An 18,078-nucleotide genomic window follows, 5' to 3' on the forward strand; every position below is an offset into this window, starting at 1 on the left:
CCGTCATCCCCCGAGAGGAGTCGCGCTCCGGCGCGCAACCATGGACAGCTCTGCCAACCTCGTGACCACGATCGCCGTCGCGGCCGTCGTCCTCGCGTTCCTCGCCATCGGCGTCTTCGTCGCCCAACGGATCCGCCGCGTCCCCCCGAACCAGGCGCTCGTCATCGTCGGCCGCGGAGCCGGCCGCAAGGACATGGCCGGGCAGAAGGTCGTCATCGGCGGCCGGACGTTCGTCTGGCCCGTCCTGCAGCAGGGCTTCCCGATCTCCCTCGAGCAGCGCCAGATCGGGATCACCGTCGAGGGCGTCGACTCGAACCGCATCAAGATCGCCATCAAGGCGTCCATCAACTTCAAGGTGCGCGGCGACGAGGAGGGCGTGCGCCGTGCGGCGCAGCGGTTCCTGTCCCAGCAGGGGCTGCTCACCGAGATCATCGCCGAGTCCCTCGAGGGGTCGCTGCGCTCCATCGTCGGCGACATGTCGATCGAGGAGATCATCTCCGACCGCAAGGGGCTGTCGGACCGGGTCGTGGAGTCGACCAAGCGGGACCTGGCCGAGCAGGGTCTGCAGGTCGACATCCTCAACATCTCCGACATCTCGACGCCCGGGTCCGACTACCTCTCGAACCTCGGACGTGCCGAGTCCGCCCGGGCCCTGCAGGTGGCCGAGGTGTCCGAGGCCGAGGCGCGCCGCGCCTCCGAGTTCGCCGTCATCGAGGCGGCCGAGCAGATCGCCGAGCGGCAGAAGGCGCTCGACCTGAAGAAGGCCGCCATCAAGGCCGACACGGACAAGGCCCAGGCCGAGGCCGAGGCGGCCGGGCAGCTCGCGCGGGCCGAGCAGGACCGGCTCGTCGCGCTGCAGGAGCGCGAGGCGCTCTCGGAGAAGGCCCGCGTCGAGCAGGAGCGTCTCGACATCGAGGTGCGCAAGCCGGCCGAGGCCAAGGCGTACGCCGAGGTGCAGGAGGCCAACGCGCGCCGTGACTCGCACAACGCGGCCACCGAGGCCGAGGCGTTCCGGCGCACCACCGTGGCCGAGGCGAACAAGAAGGCCGCCATCCAGGACGCCGAGGCGGCCGCCGAGGCCGTGCGTCGTGCCGGTGAGGCCGACCGCGACCGGCAGGTCGCGCACGCGGCCGGTATCCGGGCCGAGGGTGAGGCCCGTGCCGCCGCCACGGAGGCGGAGGGCCGTGCCGAGGCCGCCGCGACCGACGCCAAGGCCGAGGCGCTGAAGAAGTACGGCGAGGCGGCGCTGGTGCAGGAGCTCATCGAGCGGCTGCCCGAGATCGTGCGGGCCGCGGCGGAGCCGATGGCCTCGATCCAGGGCATGACCGTGATCTCCACGGACGGGGCGTCCGCCGTGACCAAGAACGTGAGCAGCGTGCTCGGCGAGGGTCAGGCCGTCGTCAAGGAGCTGACCGGGATCGACATCAACCAGCTGCTGACCGGGTTGGCGCAGAAGCAGGGAGCCGGCTCGGACCGGTCGGTCGCCGACGACCGGTCGGTGGCCAACGGCCACTGACCGGCCGTTGCCGAAGGGCTCGGCGCCCTCAGTCGAAGAGGGTGTCGAGCTCCCAGCCCGGGCCGCTCGTCGGCGTCGTCGGGGAACGGCGGGCACCGACCGGCTCGGGCTCGGGGCCGCCCGCCGGCGCCTCCGGGGTCTCGCGCCCCGCGGCGTCGTCGAGCAGGAGCCCGTCGAGGTCGCCGCGTCCGGCGGCCCAGTCGTTCGCGGCCAGCTCGGCCAGCTCGCGGGCGCGTGCCGTGAACGGGCTCTCGACGTGGCCGCGGGCCCACCGGAACCGGACCGGACCGGTCCGCTCCGAGATCGCCTCGTCCAGGGCCTGCACGGACTCGCGGTGCGGCACCTCCTCGCCGGCGGCGGTGCGCCAGTCGTGCGCCTTCCACGTCTCCAGCCACTCGGAGGCGCACCGGAACGCCCACTGGGAACCCGACTCGACGAACAGGGGTTCGTCGCCGGGGTGGGCCTCGACGGCCCGGCGCAGCGCGGTCAGCTCGGCGACCCGCGTCGTGCCGTGCGCGTCCCCGCCGGAGTCGAAACGGCCGGAGCCATGGGCGACCCATGCCCAGCCGATCGCGTCGCCGTCGGTCGGGCAGGAGCCGTCGGTGCTGACAATGATCACGCCGGTGTCCCTCGGAGTCCGCGGATGCTGTCGCGTGCGGTGCGACGGCCACCATTGTGCCTTCTCCCGGTGACATCCGGGTCCCCCGCCGGGTGCGGATCGTCGGAGCACGTCCTCGCGGACCACCGAAACCGCTCCCGGCGCCCTCCGGAACACACGGAGCGCCGTCGGGCGCGATCATGGTGTCCCATGGACGCGCCCACGCCCACGCCGACCCGGACACCGGCCGAGATCCGCCGGTGGCGCCGCTACCTCGCCGCCGAACGCTGCGAGGCCGCCGTGTACCGGGACCTCGCCGCGACCCGCACCGGGGAGGAGCGGGAGATCCTGCTCGCCCTGGCCGCCGCCGAGAAGAGGCACGAGCAGCACTGGCTCGACCTGCTCGGCGACGACGTCGGCATGCCGCGTCGCGGTGACCCGCGCACCCGGATGCTGGCCTTCCTGGCCCGGCGGCTCGGCGGGGTGTTCGTGCTGGCGCTGGTGCAGCGGGCCGAGTCCCGGTCCAGCTACGCCGACGACGGGCACGCCACGGCGCAGATGGCCGCCGACGAGCAGATCCACGAGGAGGTCGTGCGCAGCCTGGCCACCCGGGGCCGCAACCGGCTGTCCGGGTCGTTCCGGGCCGCCGTGTTCGGGGCGAACGACGGTCTGGTGTCCAACCTCGCCCTCGTGCTCGGCATCGGCGCCTCCGGGGTGACGACCGGCACCGTGCTGCTGACAGGTCTCGCCGGGCTGCTGGCGGGTGCGCTGTCCATGGGCGCGGGCGAGTACGTGTCCGTGCGGTCCCAGCGCGAGCTCCTCGAGGCGTCCACCCCGGCGCCCTCCGCCACGGACGCGCTGCCGGACCTCGACGTCGACGCCAACGAGCTCGCGCTGGTCTACCGGGCGCGTGGCATGGACGCCGACGAGGCCGAGGCGAAGGCCGACGGGGTGCTGCACCGGCTGCAGGCCACCGGGGTGCCGGAGGGTATCGCCGAGGACGAGGAGCAGACGAACCACGAGACGCACGGCACCGCCTGGGGGGCGGCGGTGGCCAGCTTCTTCCTCTTCTCCTCGGGGGCGATCGTGCCGGTGCTGCCCTACCTGTTCGGCCTGGAGGGGACGACTGCGGTCGTGGTGGCCAGTGCGCTCGTCGGGCTGTGCCTCCTGGTCACCGGCGCCGTGACCGGGCTGCTGTCGGGCACCTCGCCGTTCACCCGGGCCGGGCGCCAGCTCCTCATCGGTTTCGGGGCGGCCGGTGCGACGTACCTGCTCGGGCTGGCCTTCGGCACGACCGTGGCATGACCGAGGCGCGACCCCCGGCGGCCGCACGTGCACGTGGTGTGTGGAGGAGTAGATTTCCTCGGGTGTCTTCCCCTGCCGACGTCGACATCCACCACGACCCCGAGCACGGTCGGTACGAGGCCCGGCTCCCCGCCCCGGCCGGCTCGCCCGACGGCGGTGCCCACGCGATCGGCGTCCTGCGCTACCACCGCGAGGGCGACGTCGTGGTCATCCCCAGCACCGTCGTCATCCCGGAGCACCGGGGTCACGGGGTGGCGGACGCGCTCGTCCACCGGGCCCTGGACGACATCGCCGCGGCCGGCGCGACCGTGCGGCCGGACTGCTGGTTCGTCGAGACGTGGCTCCGCCGCCACCCCGACTACCAGTACCTGCGGTGGTCGGAGTAGCGTCCCGACGGCAGCATGGGGGCATGAACGACAAGCCTGCTGTGACTGTCCGTGACGACCCCGAGCGGGGCGTCTTCCTCGCCCTGCTCGACGACGGCACCGAAGCCGGCGGGGCGTACTACGAGCGCTCCGGGGACGTGGTGACCTTCGACCACACCGAGGTGCCGTCGGAGCTCGAGGGGCAGGGCGTCGGGTCGGCCCTGGCCCGCGGGGCGCTCGACACGGTGCGGGCCCGCGGCGAGCGCATCGTCGTGAAGTGCCCCTTCATCCGGGCCTACCTCGAACGGCATCCCGAGTACGAGGACCTGCGCGCCGACCGGGGCTGACCGGTCGGCGCGCGGCCCGCTACTCGCCGCCCAGCGCGTCCCCGACGACCTGCTTGGCCTCGGCCTGCACCTCGCCGAGGTGGTCGGCGGACACGAACGACTCGGCGTAGATCTTGTAGACGTCCTCGGTCCCCGAGGGACGCGCCGCGAACCAGGCGTCCTGCGTCGTGACCTTGAGCCCGCCGATCTTCTCCCCGTTGCCGGGAGCCTCGGTGAGCTTGGCGGTGATGTCCTGACCGGCCAGCGTCGTGGAGGTGACCTGCTCCGGGGAGAGTGCGGCGAGGCGCGACTTCTCCTCCCGGGAGGCCGCCGCGTCCACGCGGGCGTACCAGGACTCGCCGTACCGCTCGACGAGGTCGGCGTGGTGCTGCGACGGGGACCGCCCCGTGGTGGCGAGGATCTCCGAGGCGAGCAGCGCCAGCAGGATGCCGTCCTTGTCCGTGGACCAGACCCGGCCGTCACGGCGCAGGAACGAGGCCCCCGCCGACTCCTCGCCGCCGAACCCGATCTCGCCGCTCAGCAGGCCGGGCACGAACCACTTGAACCCGACCGGCACCTCGATCAGCCGGCGGTCCAGCCCGGCGGCCACGCGGTCGATCAGCGCGCTGGACACCAGCGTCTTGCCGATCGCCGCGGACGTCGGCCAGTCCGGGCGCGCACCCCCGTAGAGGTACTGGATCGCCACGGCCAGGTAGTGGTTCGGGTTCATGAGCCCGGCGTCGGGGGTGACGATGCCGTGCCGGTCGGCGTCGGCGTCGTTGCCGGTCGCGACGTCGTACGGGGCGTCGCCGGCCATCTGCTCCACGAGCGAGGCCATCGCGTGCGGGGAGGAGCAGTCCATGCGGATCTTGCCGTCCCAGTCCAGCGTCATGAAGGCCCAGCGCGGGTCCACCTGCGGGTTGACGACGGTCAGGTCCAGGCCGTAGCGCTCGCCGATCGCACCCCAGTACTCCACCGACGCCCCGCCCAGGGGGTCGGCGCCGATGCGGACGCCCGCCTCGCGGATCGCGTCCAGGTCCAGCACGTTCGCCAGGTCGTCGACGTACGTGGACAGGTAGTCGTGCCGGTGCGTCGTCGGGGCGGCCACGGCGACGTCGAGCGAGACGCGGTGCACGCGGGCCAGGCCCCCGGCGCGCAGCAGGTCGTTGGCCCGGTCGGCGATCCAGCGGGTGGACTCGGAACCCGCCGGTCCGCCGTGCGGCGGGTTGTACTTGAAGCCGCCGTCGCGCGGCGGGTTGTGCGACGGCGTCACGACGATGCCGTCCGCGGCGCCGGGACCGCCGGTGCGCACCCCGCCCTCGGCCGCCGCGCCGTTGTGGATGAGGATCGACTGGGACACCGCCGGCGTGGGGGTGTACGAGTCGCGCGCGTCGATCATCACGGTGACGCCCGCGCCGGCGAGCACCTCCATCGCGGTCTGCCACGCCGGCAGCGAGAGCGCGTGCGTGTCCCGGCCGAGGAACAGCGGGCCGTCGATGCCCTCCAGCGCCCGGTACTCCACGATCGCCTGCGTGATCGTGGCGATGTGCGCCTCGTTGAACGCGCCGTCGAGCGAGGAGCCGCGGTGGCCGGACGTGCCGAACGCGACCTGCTGGGCCGGGTCCTCCACGTCGGGCCGGATGTCGTAGTACGCGCCGACCACGTGGTCGACGTCGATGAGGTCGTCGGGCTGGGCCACCTGGCCGGCGCGAGGGTGCATGGTCCGATCCTGCCAGCAGCCGCGCGGTGTGTCTCCCCTGGGGCGGGCGAGATCTGTCGCTCCGGTCCGCGCCCTCGTGGTCGGACCGGTGCTGCTCGGGCCCCGCGTATCACCGCCCCGGGCCGGTCGCTCCCTCCGGGTAGGACCGACGAGTCGACATCGAGGAGTGCACGATGAACGTCCAGCCGTGGGGAAGTTTCGGGGCGGGGGAGAGCGGCCGCGCCGTCGTGGGGATCCAGCGTCTCCTGCGCGAGCACGGGCACTCGCTGACCGTCGACGGGACCTACGGACCGGTGACCGCGGCCGAGGTCGCGTCGTTCCAGGCGGACCGCGGCCTGGCGGTCGACGGCGTCGTGGGCATGCACACCTGGCCGGTCCTGGTGGTCCCGACGCGGGTGGGTGACACCGGGGAGGCCGTCCGGGCGGTGCAGCAGTTCGGACTGGTGCGGTTCCCGGGAGACCCGGAGCTCGTGATCGACGGCGTGTTCGGGCCGCTCACGGCCGAACGGGTCCGGTTCTTCCAGGAGTCGTGGGGCCTGACGATCGACGGCACGGTCGGACCGGAGACCTGGTCGTTCCTCGGTGTGGCCCGGCTCCCGTGGCCGCTGGTGAAGGTGGGTACGTGCCAGGAGACGAACTGGCGGGTGCTCGGCTCCCAGCACCTGTTGCGCCAGCACGGTGCGCCGATCGTCGCGGACGGCTTGTTCGGCCCCCTGAGCGGGGAGGCGATCCGGAGGTTCCAGCAGGCGCGGCGGAGCCGGTTCGTCTCGACGACGGTGGGTCAGCTCGACTGGCCGGAGCTGATCGTGACCCTGCAGCAGGGTGACGCGGGCGAGGCGGTGCGTGCGGTGCAGACCCTGCTCCCGGGTGGCCTCGCGGTCGACGGGGTGTTCGGCCCGCTCACCGATGCCGCGGTCCGCGACTTCCAGGGGATGTTCGCGCCGCCGAAGGACGGGGTCGTGGGGCCGATCACCTGGCACACGCTGTTGCTGCGGCTCTTCGACTGAGGACGGCTCAGGCGGTGGACGCGGGGCCCTGGTCCTGCCGGACCGGCCGGTCCGCCTCGACGGGCCGGCGCACGGCCCGCACGGCCAGCACGAGGGCGACCAGCACCACCAGCGTCACCAGCAGCCCCAGAGCCGTCCCCGCCCCGAGGGCGATCGCGACGTACCCGGCCAGGGCCGCGACCGCGGCCCCGCCCGCGTACGGGAGCTGGGTGAGCACGTGCGTGATGACGTTCGCCCCGGCACCGGTGGAGGACAGGATCGTGGTGTCCGAGATGGGGGAGCTGTGGTCGCCGAGCACGGCTCCGGCGAGCACGGCCCCGAGGGCCGGCAGCAGCAGGTCGGGTTCGCCGAGGCTGTTCATGATGCCGCCCACCAGGGGCAGCAGCAGGGCGAAGGACCCCCAGGACGTCCCGGTGGCGAACGCCATGGCGGCCGCGAGGACGAAGACGACCGGGACCAGCCACGAGGCCGACAGGTTGGTGTCCTCGACGAGCCCGCCCAGGTAGGCACCCGTGCCGAGCTGGTCGATGAGCCCGGTGAGCATCCAGGCGAGGACGAGGATGCTGACCGCCGGCCACATGGACCGCAGCCCCTCGATCCAGCCGCGGCCGAAGTGCCGGGCCGCGAAGGCGGGGTTCGGGCCCGTGTAGCGCAGGTAGTAGAAGACGGCCGCGGCCAGCCCGAGCACGCCGCCCACGACGAGCGCGGTGCTGGTGTCGGTCTCGGCGAGGATCTCGACGGCGTCCCACGTGCCGGCCGCCGAGTACCCGGTCCACACGATCCCCGCGAAGACGCCGACCACCAGCAGCACGAACGGGACGACCAGCGCCCGCTTCTCGCCGGGGTGGTGGACCGGCAGGTCCTCCGCGAGGCGTCCGGGGATGTCGTCGTCGGGGTCGAACGGCTCGTCCTCGTGGACGGCGCGGGCCTCCTCGCGCCGCATGGGCCCGACGTCCAGGCGCAGCAGGATGACGAGCCAGACCGTCACCGCGGCGGCGATCGCGTAGTAGTTGGCGGCGGCCGCCCCGAGGAACGCCTGCACGCTGGAGGCCGTGATCGCGGACGCCGCGACGATCGGGGCGAGGATCCCCATGATGTAGGCGCCCCAGCTCGAGAACGGGGCGAGCACGGCGACCGGCGCGGACGTCGAGTCGATGATGTAGGCGAGCTTGGCCCGCGAGACCCGGTGCCGGTCGGTCACCGGGCGGGAGGCCTGGCCCACGGCGAGGGCGTTGAAGTAGTCGTCGATGAAGATGACGATGCCCATGATCGCCGGGAGGACCTGGGCGCCCCGGCGCGTCCGGATGCGCTCCACCGCCCAGTCGGCGAAGGCCTTGGTGCCGCCGGACATCATGATGAGCGCCGCGATCACGCCGAGGATCAGCGTGAACACGAGGATGTAGACGTACCAGGTGTTCACCGCGCCGTCGACCCAGAAGATCGCCACGAAGGACTCCCACACGAGGCGTAGCGCCTCCAGGGGGTCCAGGTCGGCCACGAGCAGGGCAGCGGCCAGCACCCCGGCCCCGAGGCTGAGCAGCACGCGTTTGGTGAGGACCACCAGCACGATCGCCAGCACCGGGGGCACGATCGTCAGGATCGGGTAGCTCTCGAGCACGACGTCTCCCTCGCGGCCGGATCCCCCGACGGTAGGTCCGCGCGGCCCGTCCGGCATCCCGACACCAGGAACGACGGCGGAGCAACCTCTTCCCGATCCACCGCGTGTTCCCCGTGTGACAGTCGTGCGAGAAGATCCTTCCGTGCCTGAGCCATGGACCCCGGTCGTCGTGGCTCGTCCCGGCGAGCGCAGCGGTGCCGTGAGGGCGTCGGCAGGTCCCGGCCCGTCCAGGGCCGGGACCTGCCGACGTCACCGGGCCGAGATCAGCCGGCGTCGAACCGCTCGTGGTCGTCGGTCTCCTCGTAACCCGTGTCGACCTCGACCGCGGCTCCCTTGAAGCGCGGGTCCGTGACGGCCGGGTCGTGGGAGAGCAGCAGCCGCGCGAACTCGCTGTGCCGGACGCGCGCCCCGTCGTGGCCGGGCTCCTGCTCCGGCGCCTGCGTCGTCATGATCGCCTCCTCGGCCGGTTTACTCCAGCATAGGCGCGACCCGCGGACCGCACGGGGCCCGGCGTTCAGTCCAGGTACTCGTCCACGAGCCGGGCGGCGATCCCGGTGTAGGACGCCGGGGTGAGCTCGGCCAGCCGGGCCGCGACGTCGTCGGGCAGCCCGAGGCCGCCGACGAACTCGCGCATCCGGGCCTGGTCGACCCGGTTCCCGCGGGTGAGCTCCTTGAGGCGCTCGTACGGGTTCTCCATGCCCTCGACCCCGGCGACGGAGGCCGCACGCATGGCCGACTGCACGGGCTCGCCGAGGACCTCCCAGTTCTCGTCGAGGTCCTCGGCCATGAGGTCGGCGTTGACGGCCAGGGCCTGCAGTCCGCGGCGCACGTTGTCGATCGCGAGCAGCGAGTGCCCGAAGGCCGGGCCGATGTTGCGCTGCGTCGTGGAGTCGGTGAGGTCGCGCTGCAGACGGCTCGTCACCAGCGTCGCGCCGAGCGTGTCGAGCAGCGAGCAGGAGATCTCGAGGTTCGCCTCGGCGTTCTCGAACCGGATCGGGTTGACCTTGTGCGGCATCGTCGAGGAGCCGGTGGCACCCGCGACGGGGATCTGGGTGAAGAACCCCATCGAGATGTAGGTCCACACGTCGGTGGCGAGGTTGTGCAGGATCCGGTTGAACCGGGCCACGTCGGCGTAGACCTCGGCCTGCCAGTCGTGCGACTCGATCTGCGTGGTCAGCGGGTTCCAGGTCAGGCCGAGGTGCTCGACGAACCCGCGGGAGACGGCCGGCCAGTCGGCACCCGGGACGGCGACGGTGTGCGCGCCGAAGGTGCCGGTGGCGCCGTTGAGCTTGCCGAGGAACTCGGCGCCCTCGACGCGGCGGAGCTGGCGCCGCAGCCGGTGCGTCAGCACCGCGAGCTCCTTGCCCATCGTCGTCGGGGTGGCGGGCTGGCCGTGCGTGCGGCTCAGCATCGGCACCTCGGCGTGCTCGCGGGCCATGTCGGCGAGCTGGTCGGCCAGCGCCGTGGCGGCGGGCAGCCACACGTCGGTGACGGCCCCGCGCACCATCAGGGCGTAGGACAGGTTGTTGACGTCCTCGGACGTGCAGGCGAAGTGCACCAGCTCGCTCACGGCGGGCAGGTTCGTCTCGCCGAGGATCTCGGGGGCGTCGGCGATGCGGCGCTTGATGAAGTACTCCACCGCCTTGACGTCGTGCACCGTCTCGCGCTCGATGGCGCCGAGCTCGGCGATCTCGGTCGCGCCGAACGTCGCCGGGATCGCGCGCAGGTACGTGATCTCGGTGTCGGTCAGGCTCGGCGCGCCGGGCACCACCGGGCCGGGGACCGTGTCCGTGCCGTTGCAGAGCACGATCAGCCACTCGACCTCGACGTGGAGACGCTCGCGGTTGAGGGCCGCCTCGCTGAGGTGGTCCACCAGCGGGGCGACCGCGGAGCGGTAGCGGCCGTCGAGCGGACCGAGGGCGATCGGCGGGGTGACGTCGGCCAGGGACACACGGGTGGGCTGCACAGTGGAGGTCACGACCGGCATTGTCCCACGGGCGCCCTCCACCCCCAGGGGCGGGTGTCCACAGTGCGGGCAGGGGAGCCCGACCGCGCGGCGCCGGCGCTCCTAGCGTCCCCGACATGTTCGTGACCACCTCCGACGTCGCCACCGCCGCGGCCCTGCTCCGGCGCGCACGCCACCGGCTCGAGGACGCCACCGCCGCCCTGCACCGGGCGCGCGGGCCGGGCTGGGAGTCCGCGGCCGGTGACTCCTGCCGGGACGCCGTCGCCGAGGTGCTCACCCTGCTGGACGCCGACGGCGCCACGCTGCAGCAGGCGGACGGGGCCACCGCCGGGTGTCTCGACGGGTGAGCCGGGACCCGCGGGACACCCTGCGCATCGTCGGCGGCGCGACCCTCGACCGGGTGGACGCCGATGCCGTCCGCGACGCCGCCGGGCACCTGGACGCCGCCGCGGCGTCCCTGCGGTCCGCCGCCTGGGACTGCTCGGAGGCGGGCCGTGCGCTGGAGCGCGCGGTGTGGACCCCGGCTCCGTGGGGCGAGGCCGACCCCACCCGGCCCACTCGGCTCCGGCGTGCCGGGACGCTCGTCGGCGACACCGCCGGGGCCCTGGGGGCGCGCGCCGCGGTGTGCACGACCCTGGCGGACCGGCTGCGCCGCGCCGCCGGGCTCTACACGCACGCCGAGTCCCTCGCCGAGCAGGCCGTCGGGGCGGGCGTGACCGTCGTCGCCGGGGCCGTCGGGCTCGGGGTGACCGGGTTCCTGCGAAGTCCCGCCGGCCTGCCGGCCCTGCTCACCGGTGCCGCCGGCCTCGTCGGGCTCTCCGCCGCGGCGCCCGACCCGGACATGCCGCCGCCTGCTCCGCCGCCGCCGCCGTCGCCGTCGCCGGACGAGGACGGGGACAGGGGCGGCTGGTTGCTCCGCACCGCCGCCCCGTTCGTCGACGAGGCGCTGGCCGGTGCCGGGGTCGGGGTGGCGCTCGCGGCCCCGGACCTGGCCGCCGGGGACCTCTCGGTGACCGGGGGAGCGCGGGTGCTGTCGGCGGCGGTCTCCGCGGTGCTCGGGTCCCGGCCGGTGCACGTCGACCTCGTCGCACCGGGAGAGTTCGACGCCGGGCCGCCCGCCGGGGACGACCGGCCCCTCGCGGGCGTCGAGGAGGCGCTGGCCCGCACCGCGGACCTCTACCCCCACGGCAGCGGTCTCCCCGGACGCCCGACCCCGGGAGCGCCGCCCGGCACCGTCGCGGTGCAGGAGGTCGTCAGCGCCGACGGCAGCTCGTCGTGGACCGTGCTCATCCCGGGGACCCAGGCCCTGCTCTCCCCGGCGAACCCCTTCGACGTCGACACCGACCTCGACCTGATGGCCCACCGGTCGGCCGACGTCGCCGAGGGGGTGGTCCAGGCCCTGGCCGACGCCGGGGCCCGCCCCGACGAACCCGTCGTCCTGGTGGGCCACTCCCTGGGAGGAATCGCGGCCGTCGCCCTGGCGTCCTCACCGGCGTTCCGGCGTCGGCACCGGGTGGGCGGCGTGGTCACGGCGGGTGCCCCGACCGCGACCTTCCGGACGCCGCCGGGCGTCCCGGTGCTGCACCTGGAGACCACCGAGGAGCTCGTCTCGCCGCTGGACGGGCGCTCCAGCACCGAGAACCCGCCGACGGCGGACCGCGTGACGGTGGGCCGTGACCTCGCGGACTCCCGCGACCCGGCGGACCGGTCGGCGTCCGGCGGCGTGGCCACGGCGCACTCGGTGGCCACGCACCTACGCACCCTGGAGCACGCCCGCGCGCTGGACAGCGTGCAGGTCGCCGGGGTCGTCGGGCGGATCGACCGGTTGCTGGACGGCGACCGCGCCGAGACCCGGTACTACCGGGTCCGGCGCGGGTGAGCCGCCGGTGTGCGGGTCAGTCCTTGTCGCCGGGGACGACCCAGCCGATGACGGCCTGCAGGATCGCCAGGATCAGGGCGATCCACAGGTACCACCAGAAGCCGCCCTCGATCGCGAGCCCCCAGTCGCCGAGCCACCCCTGGCTGGTCACCCACTCCGTCAGCCACAGCATGCCGGCGTTGATGATCAGGTAGAAGAGGCCGAGCGTGAGGATCAGCAGCGGGATCGACAGGATGCTGACGATCGGCTTCACGATCGAGCTGACCAGCGTGAAGATCAGCCCGACGCCGAGGATGGCGAGGATGCGTCCGAGGACGTCGTCACCGCCGAAGATCTCGAAGCTGTCGAAGATGAGGTCGCAGATCCACAGGGCGAGCGAGGTCACCACGAGTCGCGCGAGGAAGTTCATGGCCGACATCGTGGCAGGTCTGGCGCCGGACGGCACCCCTTGCCGGCATGAGGTGGCATCCTGGACCGTTGTGAGCTCACCGGCATCAGAGAAGACCGTTCCCCTGCGCCCCGCCGTCGCGGCGCTGCCCGCCTACGTCCCGGGGGCGCGCCCCTCGGGCCAGGCGTGGAAGCTGTCCTCCAACGAGAACCCGTACCCGCCGCCCGCGGCTGTGGTTGCGGCGATCACCGAGGCCGCCGTCGAGGTCAACCGGTACCCCGACATGTTCGCCACCGAGCTCGTCGAGGCGCTCGCCGCGCACGTCGGCGTCGACCCGGCGCAGGTCGTGGTCGGCAACGGGTCCGTGGCCGTGCTGCAGCACGTGCTCGAGGCGGTCCTCGAGCCAGGCGACGAGGTCGTCTACCCGTGGCGGTCCTTCGAGGCGTACCCGATCCTCACCGCCGTCGCGGGCGGAGAAGCGGTCACCGTGCCGCTGACGGCCGCGGGCCGGCTCGACCTGCCGGCGATGGCCGCAGCCGTCGGCCCGCGGACCCGCGTGGCCCTCGTGTGCACCCCCAACAACCCGACCGGCCCCGTCGTGCAGGCCGACGAGCTGGAGACGTTCCTGGCCGAGGTGCCCCGCGACGTGCTCGTCGTCGTCGACGAGGCCTACCTGGAGTTCATCCGTGACGCCGAGGCGCCCGTGGGCATCGACCTGCTGCGCCGGCACCCCAACGTCGTGCTCGTGCGCACGATGTCCAAGGCGTCGGGCCTGGCGGGGCTCCGCGTCGGGTACGCCGTCGCCGAGCCGCGCCTGGCCGCGGCGGTGCGGTCGACGTCGACCCCGTTCGGCGTGAACCACCTGGCGCAGCGGGCCGCCCTGGCCACCCTGCAGCCCGCCGTGCAGGCGGAGCTCGCCGAGCGGGTCGAGCACCTCGTGGCCGAGCGCACCCGGGTCTGGGACACGCTGCGCGAGCAGGGCTGGGACGTCCCCGACACGCACGCGAACTTCGTCTGGCTGGCCACGGGGGAGCGGACGGTCGAGCTCGCGGCCGAGGCGTCGGCCTCCGGTGTGCTCGTGCGTCCGTTCGCCGGCGAGGGCATGCGCGTCAGCATCGGCGAGGTCGAGGCGAACGACGCGTTCCTCGCGCTGGCCGCCGGCTGGCGCTGACCGCCCGAGGTGCCGGCCGGCGCTCGTCGCCGGCCGGCACCCGCCTCACCGCGGCAGGTTGCGCAGGTTCGAGCGCGCCATCGACATGACCTCGCCCATGCCGCCGCCGAAGATCTCCTTCGTCATGGCCGTGGTGAACCCGCGGATCTGACCGGAGGTGATCGACGGCGGGATGGACAGCGCCCGCGGGTCCGTCATGACCTCCACGAGGGCGGGGCCGTCCGTGGCCAGCGCCGTCGAGAACGCTTTGGCCAGGTCCTTCGGCTTGGTCACCCGCTGGGAGGGGATGCCGACGGCGGTGCCGATGGCGCTGTAGTCGACCTCCGGCGAGTCCGTGCCGTGCGAGGGCAGCCCCTCGACGAGCATCTCCAGCTTCACCATGCCGAGGGTGGAGTTGTTGAAGACGACGATCGTCACCGGCAGGTCGTACGCCCGCACGGTGATCAGCTCGCCGAGCAGCATCGACAGGCCGCCGTCACCGGCCAGCGCCACGACCTGCCGGTCGGGCTGGGCCATCGAGACGCCGATGGCGTGCGGCAGGGCGTTCGCCATCGAGCCGTGGATGAACGAGCCGATGACGCGGCGCCGGCCGTTCGGCGTGATGTACCGGGCGGCCCAGACGTTGTTCATGCCGGTGTCCACGGTGAAGACGGCGTCGTCGGCGGCGGCCTCGTCGAGCTGGACGGCGGCGTACTCGGGGTGGATCGGGGTGTGCTTCTCCACGTTGCGCGTGTACGCGCCGACCACCTTGGTCATCACCTTGGCGTGCCGGTCGACCATCGACTCCAGGAACTTGCGGTCCGACTTGCGCTGGATGCGGGGGTTCAGCAGCCGCAGCGTCTCGCCGACGTCTCCGTGCACGGGCAGGTCCAGGCGGGTGCGCCGGCCGAGGTGGGAGGCGTCGATGTCGATCTGGGCCGTGGGGACGTCGGCGGGCAGGAACGAGTCGTACGGGAAGTCGGTGCCGACGAGGATCAGCAGGTCGGCCTCGTGCACCGCCTCGTGGCAGGAGCCGTACCCGAGCAGCCCCGACATCCCGACGTCGTGGGGGTTGTCGTACTGGATGATCTCCTTGCCGCGCAGCGAGTGCCCGACCGGGGCGGCCGCGAGATCGGCCAGCTCGAGGACCTCGTCACGGGCGTCGCGGGCGCCCGCCCCGACGAACAGGGTGACCTTGCGGGCGGCGTCGATCGCGTCGGCCAGGGCGGCGACGTCGTCGTCGTGCGGGACGACGCGCGCGGGGCAGGCGCCCGGGATGAGGATCGGGGCGTCGTCGTCGGGCACCTCTTCGTCGGCGACGTCACCGGGCAGCGTCAGCACCGCGACGCCCGGCGCGGCCAACGCGTGCTGGATCGCCGAGCGGGTGACGCGCGGGAGCTGGGCCGCGGTGGAGATCATCTCGGAGAACACGGACGACTCGTTGAAGAGGCGGTCCGGGTGGGTCTCCTGGAAGAACTTCGTGCCGATCTGCGCGCTGGGGATGTGCGAGGCGATGGCCAGCACCGGCACCCCGGAGCGGTTGGCGTCGTAGAGCCCGTTGATGAGGTGCAGGTTGCCCGGCCCGCAGGAGCCCGCGCAGGCCGTGAGCTTGCCGGTGACCTCGGCCTCGGCCGCCGCCGCGAAGGCGGCCGCCTCCTCGTGGCGCACGTGCACCCAGTCGATGCCGTCGGTGCGGCGGACGGCGTCCACGACGGGGTTCAGGGAGTCCCCCACGATGCCGTAGACGCGTTCGACGCCGGCGGCGACGAGCTGGTCGACGAGGTGTTCGGCGACGGTGCGGGCCATGCGGGACCTCCAGCGAGAGACGTGCGGGCTCCTGCGATGCTGCCGCAGCAGGTCCCCGAGCGCGCGGTGAAGGACGACGTCGCCGCTCACGGCGTTGCTCGCGGGACACCGTCGGGGCGTCGATCGCGGCGTCCTCCCGGAGAAGGATCGCGGGGGTGTCCGTCCTGCAGGATCCGCGACCGCTCGGCGTGCGCCAGTCCCGGACGGCGGGAATCTCACGCTGTCCGTGAGCGGCGTTCGCTGGGCCCCCGGGGCTCCTGCCGCGAGCACACGTCTGATGTCGCGGCCCGCCGCCCGTCGCCCGCCGCCTGCCGTCCGGGCGCTGCGCTCTCGCCGGCGTGGCGCCTCGCCCGGGCGGTGCCGCGTGGTGGGATGGGCGGGTGCCAGGACTTCATCACGTCGAGCTCTGGGTGCCGGATATCGAGGCCGCCGCGGCCCCGTGGGGCTGGCTGCTGGAACGGCTCGGGTTCGAGCCGACGCAGCAGTGGCCGCAGGGACGCACCTGGGCGTGCGCCGGCGCGTACCTGACGCTGACGACCTCGCCGAACCTCTCCGCCGCGGACCACGACCGTCGTCGTGCCGGGATGAACCACCTCGCGTTCGACGGCGGCACGTCGGACCAGGTCGATGCCCTCATGGCCGCCGGCCCGGCCCACGGGTGGACACTGCTCTACGGCGAGCGCTACCCGCATGCCGGCGGGCCGGACCACTACGCCGGCTGGTTGGAGAACGCCGCCGGGTTCAAGGTCGAGGTCGTCGCGGATCGCACCTCCGGGTAGCCGACCGCGGGCAGACCGGCGGCGCGCCGATGCCTACCGCAGGTGACGCAGCGCGGCCGGGATCGTCTCGTCACCGGTCGTGAACCGCACGAACTTCCCGATCGTCTCGTCGATGCGCAGCGCAGCGGCCGCCACCTGGGCGACGTCGGCGCGCGGCACCTCGGACGGTGCCCCGCGCTCGACCGTCTCGCCGTCGGCGAGCACCCGGATCTTCCCCGTCGGGGGACCGTCGGTCAGCGACCCCGGCCCGAGGATGGTCCAGTCCAGGTCCGTCGAGCGCAGGTGGTCGTCGGCGGCCAGCTTGGCGTCGGCGTAGGGGAAGAAGCTGTTGTCCTCCGGCACGCCGTGGTCGGGGACCGATCCGATCCAGGACACGATGAGGTAGCGGCGCACCCCGGCCTGTGCGGCGGCGTCCATCGAGCGGATGGCGGCGTCCCGGTCGACGGCGTAGGTGCGGTCGGGGTTGCCGCCGCCGGCCCCCGCGGCCCACACCACGGCGTCGGCGCCGGCGAAGGCCCGTGCCATCTCCTCGGTGCTCGCGTTCTCCACGTCGAGCAGCACCGGCTCACCGCCGAGGTCGGCCACGCGGTCGATCTGCTCCTCCTTGCGGACCACGCCCACGACGTCGGTGGCCGGCCCGCTCCCGCCGTCGGCCAGCAGCGGGACCAGCAGCTGCGCGACCTTGCCGAGCGCTCCGATGACGACGACCTTCATGACGGACCTCCGTGATGTCGGGGAAGGTCCCCCTACCGTCGCGCACGCTGCGGCGGAGCGCCACCGATACCGTCCGGTCGACGCGGGTCGCCCGGGCTGTGACATCGTCCCGTCCCGCCTACGGTCGAGGGATGGACGTGACCACGGAGCTGATGGCGATCGAGCGACGACTCGCGCGGGGGACCGGTGCCGACTACGCCGAGGTGCTGCACCCGGACGCGGTCGTCGTCGTCCCGGGCGCCGTGCTCGACAAGGCGGCCTGCGTCGCGGCGATGGACCACTCGCCGGGCTGGGACGACGTGGACCTCGGCGAGGCGCGGCTCGTGCGCAGCGACGACACGGCGACGGTGGTCTACCGGTTCACCGGACGCCGGGGTGCGGACAGCTACGCGGCGACGCTGGTCAGCACCTACGTGGCCGCCGACGCCGGATGGCGGATGCTGCTCCACCAGCAGACGCCCGACTGAGTCACCGCCCCGCGCCCACGTCCGACGGGTCGTCGCCCTCCAGGTAGCGCGGCCCGGGGCCGAGTGCCGCGGCGCGGTCGTCGGGGTTCTGCAGCGCGCACCGGTCCAGCGACAGGCAGCCGCAGCCGATGCACGAGTCGAGGTCGTCGCGCAGCCGCTCCAGCGTGGCGATGCGCTCGTCGAGCAGGCCCCGCCAGGACCGGGACAGCCGGCGCCAGTCGGCGGCCGTGGGCGTGCGGCCGTCCGGCAGCGTCGCCAGGGCGTCGCCGATCTGCTCGAGGGTCAGGCCCAGGCGGGACGCGGTGCGGACGAACGCCACGCGACGCAGGACCGTGCGCTCGTAGCGCCGCTGGTTGCCGCCGCTGCGCTCCGCGGCGATGAGTCCGCGCTGCTCGTAGAACCGCAGTGCCGACGGCGCGACCCCGCTGCGTCGCGCGACGTCACCGATCGTCAGGTACCGCTCGACCACGCCGA

19 protein-coding genes are annotated in these 18,078 nt (G+C 73.5%); 10 read left to right on the forward strand and 9 right to left on the reverse strand.

What is annotated here, in order from left to right; translation table 11 throughout:
* The first annotated feature begins 40 nt into the window (after nt 1-40).
* Entirely contained in the window at nt 41-1,516 is a 1,476-nt protein-coding gene (locus Q6347_RS02465) for a flotillin family protein (protein ID WP_171247178.1), read from the forward strand.
* Between the two features lie 28 nt (nt 1,517-1,544).
* On the opposite strand, the gene Q6347_RS02470 is transcribed toward Q6347_RS02465, so the two are convergent.
* On the reverse strand, nt 1,545-2,135 hold the full coding sequence (locus Q6347_RS02470) for an RNase H family protein (protein WP_304606590.1): 591 nt from the start codon (nt 2,133-2,135) through the stop codon (nt 1,545-1,547).
* 189 nt (nt 2,136-2,324) lie between these two features.
* Here Q6347_RS02470 and Q6347_RS02475 point away from each other — a divergent pair, with 189 nt between their 5' ends.
* The 3 genes from Q6347_RS02475 (at nt 2,325) to Q6347_RS02485 (ending at nt 4,131) form a co-directional block, all read left to right on the forward strand.
* Complete coding sequence (locus Q6347_RS02475) at nt 2,325-3,419, forward strand: VIT1/CCC1 family protein (protein WP_171247176.1); 1,095 nt, start codon at nt 2,325-2,327, stop codon at nt 3,417-3,419.
* Between the two features lie 62 nt (nt 3,420-3,481).
* Nucleotides 3,482-3,805 (forward strand): GNAT family N-acetyltransferase, encoded by a 324-nt coding sequence (locus tag Q6347_RS02480; RefSeq protein ID WP_171247175.1) that lies wholly within the window; start codon nt 3,482-3,484, stop codon nt 3,803-3,805.
* 23 nt (nt 3,806-3,828) lie between these two features.
* Nucleotides 3,829-4,131 (forward strand): GNAT family N-acetyltransferase, encoded by a 303-nt coding sequence (locus tag Q6347_RS02485; RefSeq protein WP_304602803.1) that lies wholly within the window; start codon nt 3,829-3,831, stop codon nt 4,129-4,131.
* 19 nt (nt 4,132-4,150) lie between these two features.
* On the opposite strand, the gene pgm is transcribed toward Q6347_RS02485, so the two are convergent.
* Nucleotides 4,151-5,830: a phosphoglucomutase (alpha-D-glucose-1,6-bisphosphate-dependent) gene (gene pgm / locus Q6347_RS02490; RefSeq protein WP_304606591.1), complete on the reverse strand. Its 1,680-nt coding sequence runs from the start codon at nt 5,828-5,830 to the stop codon at nt 4,151-4,153.
* Nucleotides 5,831-6,003: 173 nt separating this feature from the next.
* On the opposite strand from pgm, the gene Q6347_RS02495 reads away from it, so the two are divergent.
* Nucleotides 6,004-6,837: a peptidoglycan-binding protein gene (locus Q6347_RS02495; protein ID WP_304602801.1), complete on the forward strand. Its 834-nt coding sequence runs from the start codon at nt 6,004-6,006 to the stop codon at nt 6,835-6,837.
* 7 nt (nt 6,838-6,844) lie between these two features.
* Here Q6347_RS02495 and Q6347_RS02500 read toward each other — a convergent pair whose 3' ends face one another.
* The 3 genes from Q6347_RS02500 to purB all read right to left on the reverse strand — a co-directional run bounded on the left by Q6347_RS02500 (nt 6,845) and on the right by purB (nt 10,433).
* Nucleotides 6,845-8,455, reverse strand: coding sequence for a Na+/H+ antiporter NhaC family protein (locus tag Q6347_RS02500; protein WP_304602800.1), 1,611 nt, complete (start codon nt 8,453-8,455; stop codon nt 6,845-6,847).
* Nucleotides 8,456-8,718: 263 nt separating this feature from the next.
* Nucleotides 8,719-8,904: a hypothetical protein gene (locus Q6347_RS02505; protein WP_304602799.1), complete on the reverse strand. Its 186-nt coding sequence runs from the start codon at nt 8,902-8,904 to the stop codon at nt 8,719-8,721.
* 65 nt (nt 8,905-8,969) lie between these two features.
* A complete protein-coding gene (gene purB / locus Q6347_RS02510) occupies nt 8,970-10,433 on the reverse strand; it encodes an adenylosuccinate lyase (protein WP_304606592.1) in 1,464 nt (487 codons plus the stop codon).
* A gap of 104 nt (nt 10,434-10,537) precedes the next feature.
* Between purB and Q6347_RS02515 the strand changes: the two genes are divergently transcribed.
* Nucleotides 10,538-10,768 (forward strand): hypothetical protein, encoded by a 231-nt coding sequence (locus Q6347_RS02515; RefSeq protein WP_304602797.1) that lies wholly within the window; start codon nt 10,538-10,540, stop codon nt 10,766-10,768.
* Nucleotides 10,765-12,300 carry a hypothetical protein gene (locus tag Q6347_RS02520; protein ID WP_304606593.1) on the forward strand — a complete coding sequence of 512 codons (1,536 nt, stop codon included), beginning with the start codon at nt 10,765-10,767 and terminating at the stop codon, nt 12,298-12,300. Before Q6347_RS02515 ends, Q6347_RS02520 begins: the two co-directional genes overlap by 4 nt.
* Nucleotides 12,301-12,316: 16 nt before the next feature.
* Here Q6347_RS02520 and Q6347_RS02525 read toward each other — a convergent pair whose 3' ends face one another.
* Complete coding sequence (locus Q6347_RS02525) at nt 12,317-12,709, reverse strand: phage holin family protein (protein ID WP_171247165.1); 393 nt, start codon at nt 12,707-12,709, stop codon at nt 12,317-12,319.
* Between the two features lie 70 nt (nt 12,710-12,779).
* On the opposite strand from Q6347_RS02525, the gene hisC reads away from it, so the two are divergent.
* Nucleotides 12,780-13,859, forward strand: coding sequence for a histidinol-phosphate transaminase (hisC, locus tag Q6347_RS02530; RefSeq protein WP_304606594.1), 1,080 nt, complete (start codon nt 12,780-12,782; stop codon nt 13,857-13,859).
* Between the two features lie 45 nt (nt 13,860-13,904).
* Here hisC and Q6347_RS02535 read toward each other — a convergent pair whose 3' ends face one another.
* Complete coding sequence (locus Q6347_RS02535; RefSeq protein ID WP_304602794.1) at nt 13,905-15,644, reverse strand: pyruvate dehydrogenase; 1,740 nt, start codon at nt 15,642-15,644, stop codon at nt 13,905-13,907.
* 380 nt (nt 15,645-16,024) lie between these two features.
* Between Q6347_RS02535 and Q6347_RS02540 the strand changes: the two genes are divergently transcribed.
* Nucleotides 16,025-16,423 carry a VOC family protein gene (locus Q6347_RS02540; RefSeq protein WP_304606595.1) on the forward strand — a complete coding sequence of 133 codons (399 nt, stop codon included), beginning with the start codon at nt 16,025-16,027 and terminating at the stop codon, nt 16,421-16,423.
* Nucleotides 16,424-16,456: 33 nt separating this feature from the next.
* Here Q6347_RS02540 and Q6347_RS02545 read toward each other — a convergent pair whose 3' ends face one another.
* On the reverse strand, nt 16,457-17,137 hold the full coding sequence (locus Q6347_RS02545) for an SDR family oxidoreductase (RefSeq protein WP_304606596.1): 681 nt from the start codon (nt 17,135-17,137) through the stop codon (nt 16,457-16,459).
* A 131-nt stretch (nt 17,138-17,268) separates the two neighbouring features.
* Here Q6347_RS02545 and Q6347_RS02550 point away from each other — a divergent pair, with 131 nt between their 5' ends.
* Entirely contained in the window at nt 17,269-17,604 is a 336-nt protein-coding gene (locus Q6347_RS02550) for a nuclear transport factor 2 family protein (RefSeq protein WP_304606597.1), read from the forward strand.
* 1 nt (nt 17,605) lies between these two features.
* On the opposite strand, the gene soxR is transcribed toward Q6347_RS02550, so the two are convergent.
* A complete protein-coding gene (gene soxR / locus Q6347_RS02555) occupies nt 17,606-18,073 on the reverse strand; it encodes a redox-sensitive transcriptional activator SoxR (protein WP_171247157.1) in 468 nt (155 codons plus the stop codon).
* Nucleotides 18,074-18,078 lie beyond the last annotated feature (5 nt).

This window comes from Isoptericola sp. b408 (assembly GCF_030588085.1).
GTDB lineage: Bacteria > Actinomycetota > Actinomycetes > Actinomycetales > Cellulomonadaceae > Isoptericola > Isoptericola sediminis.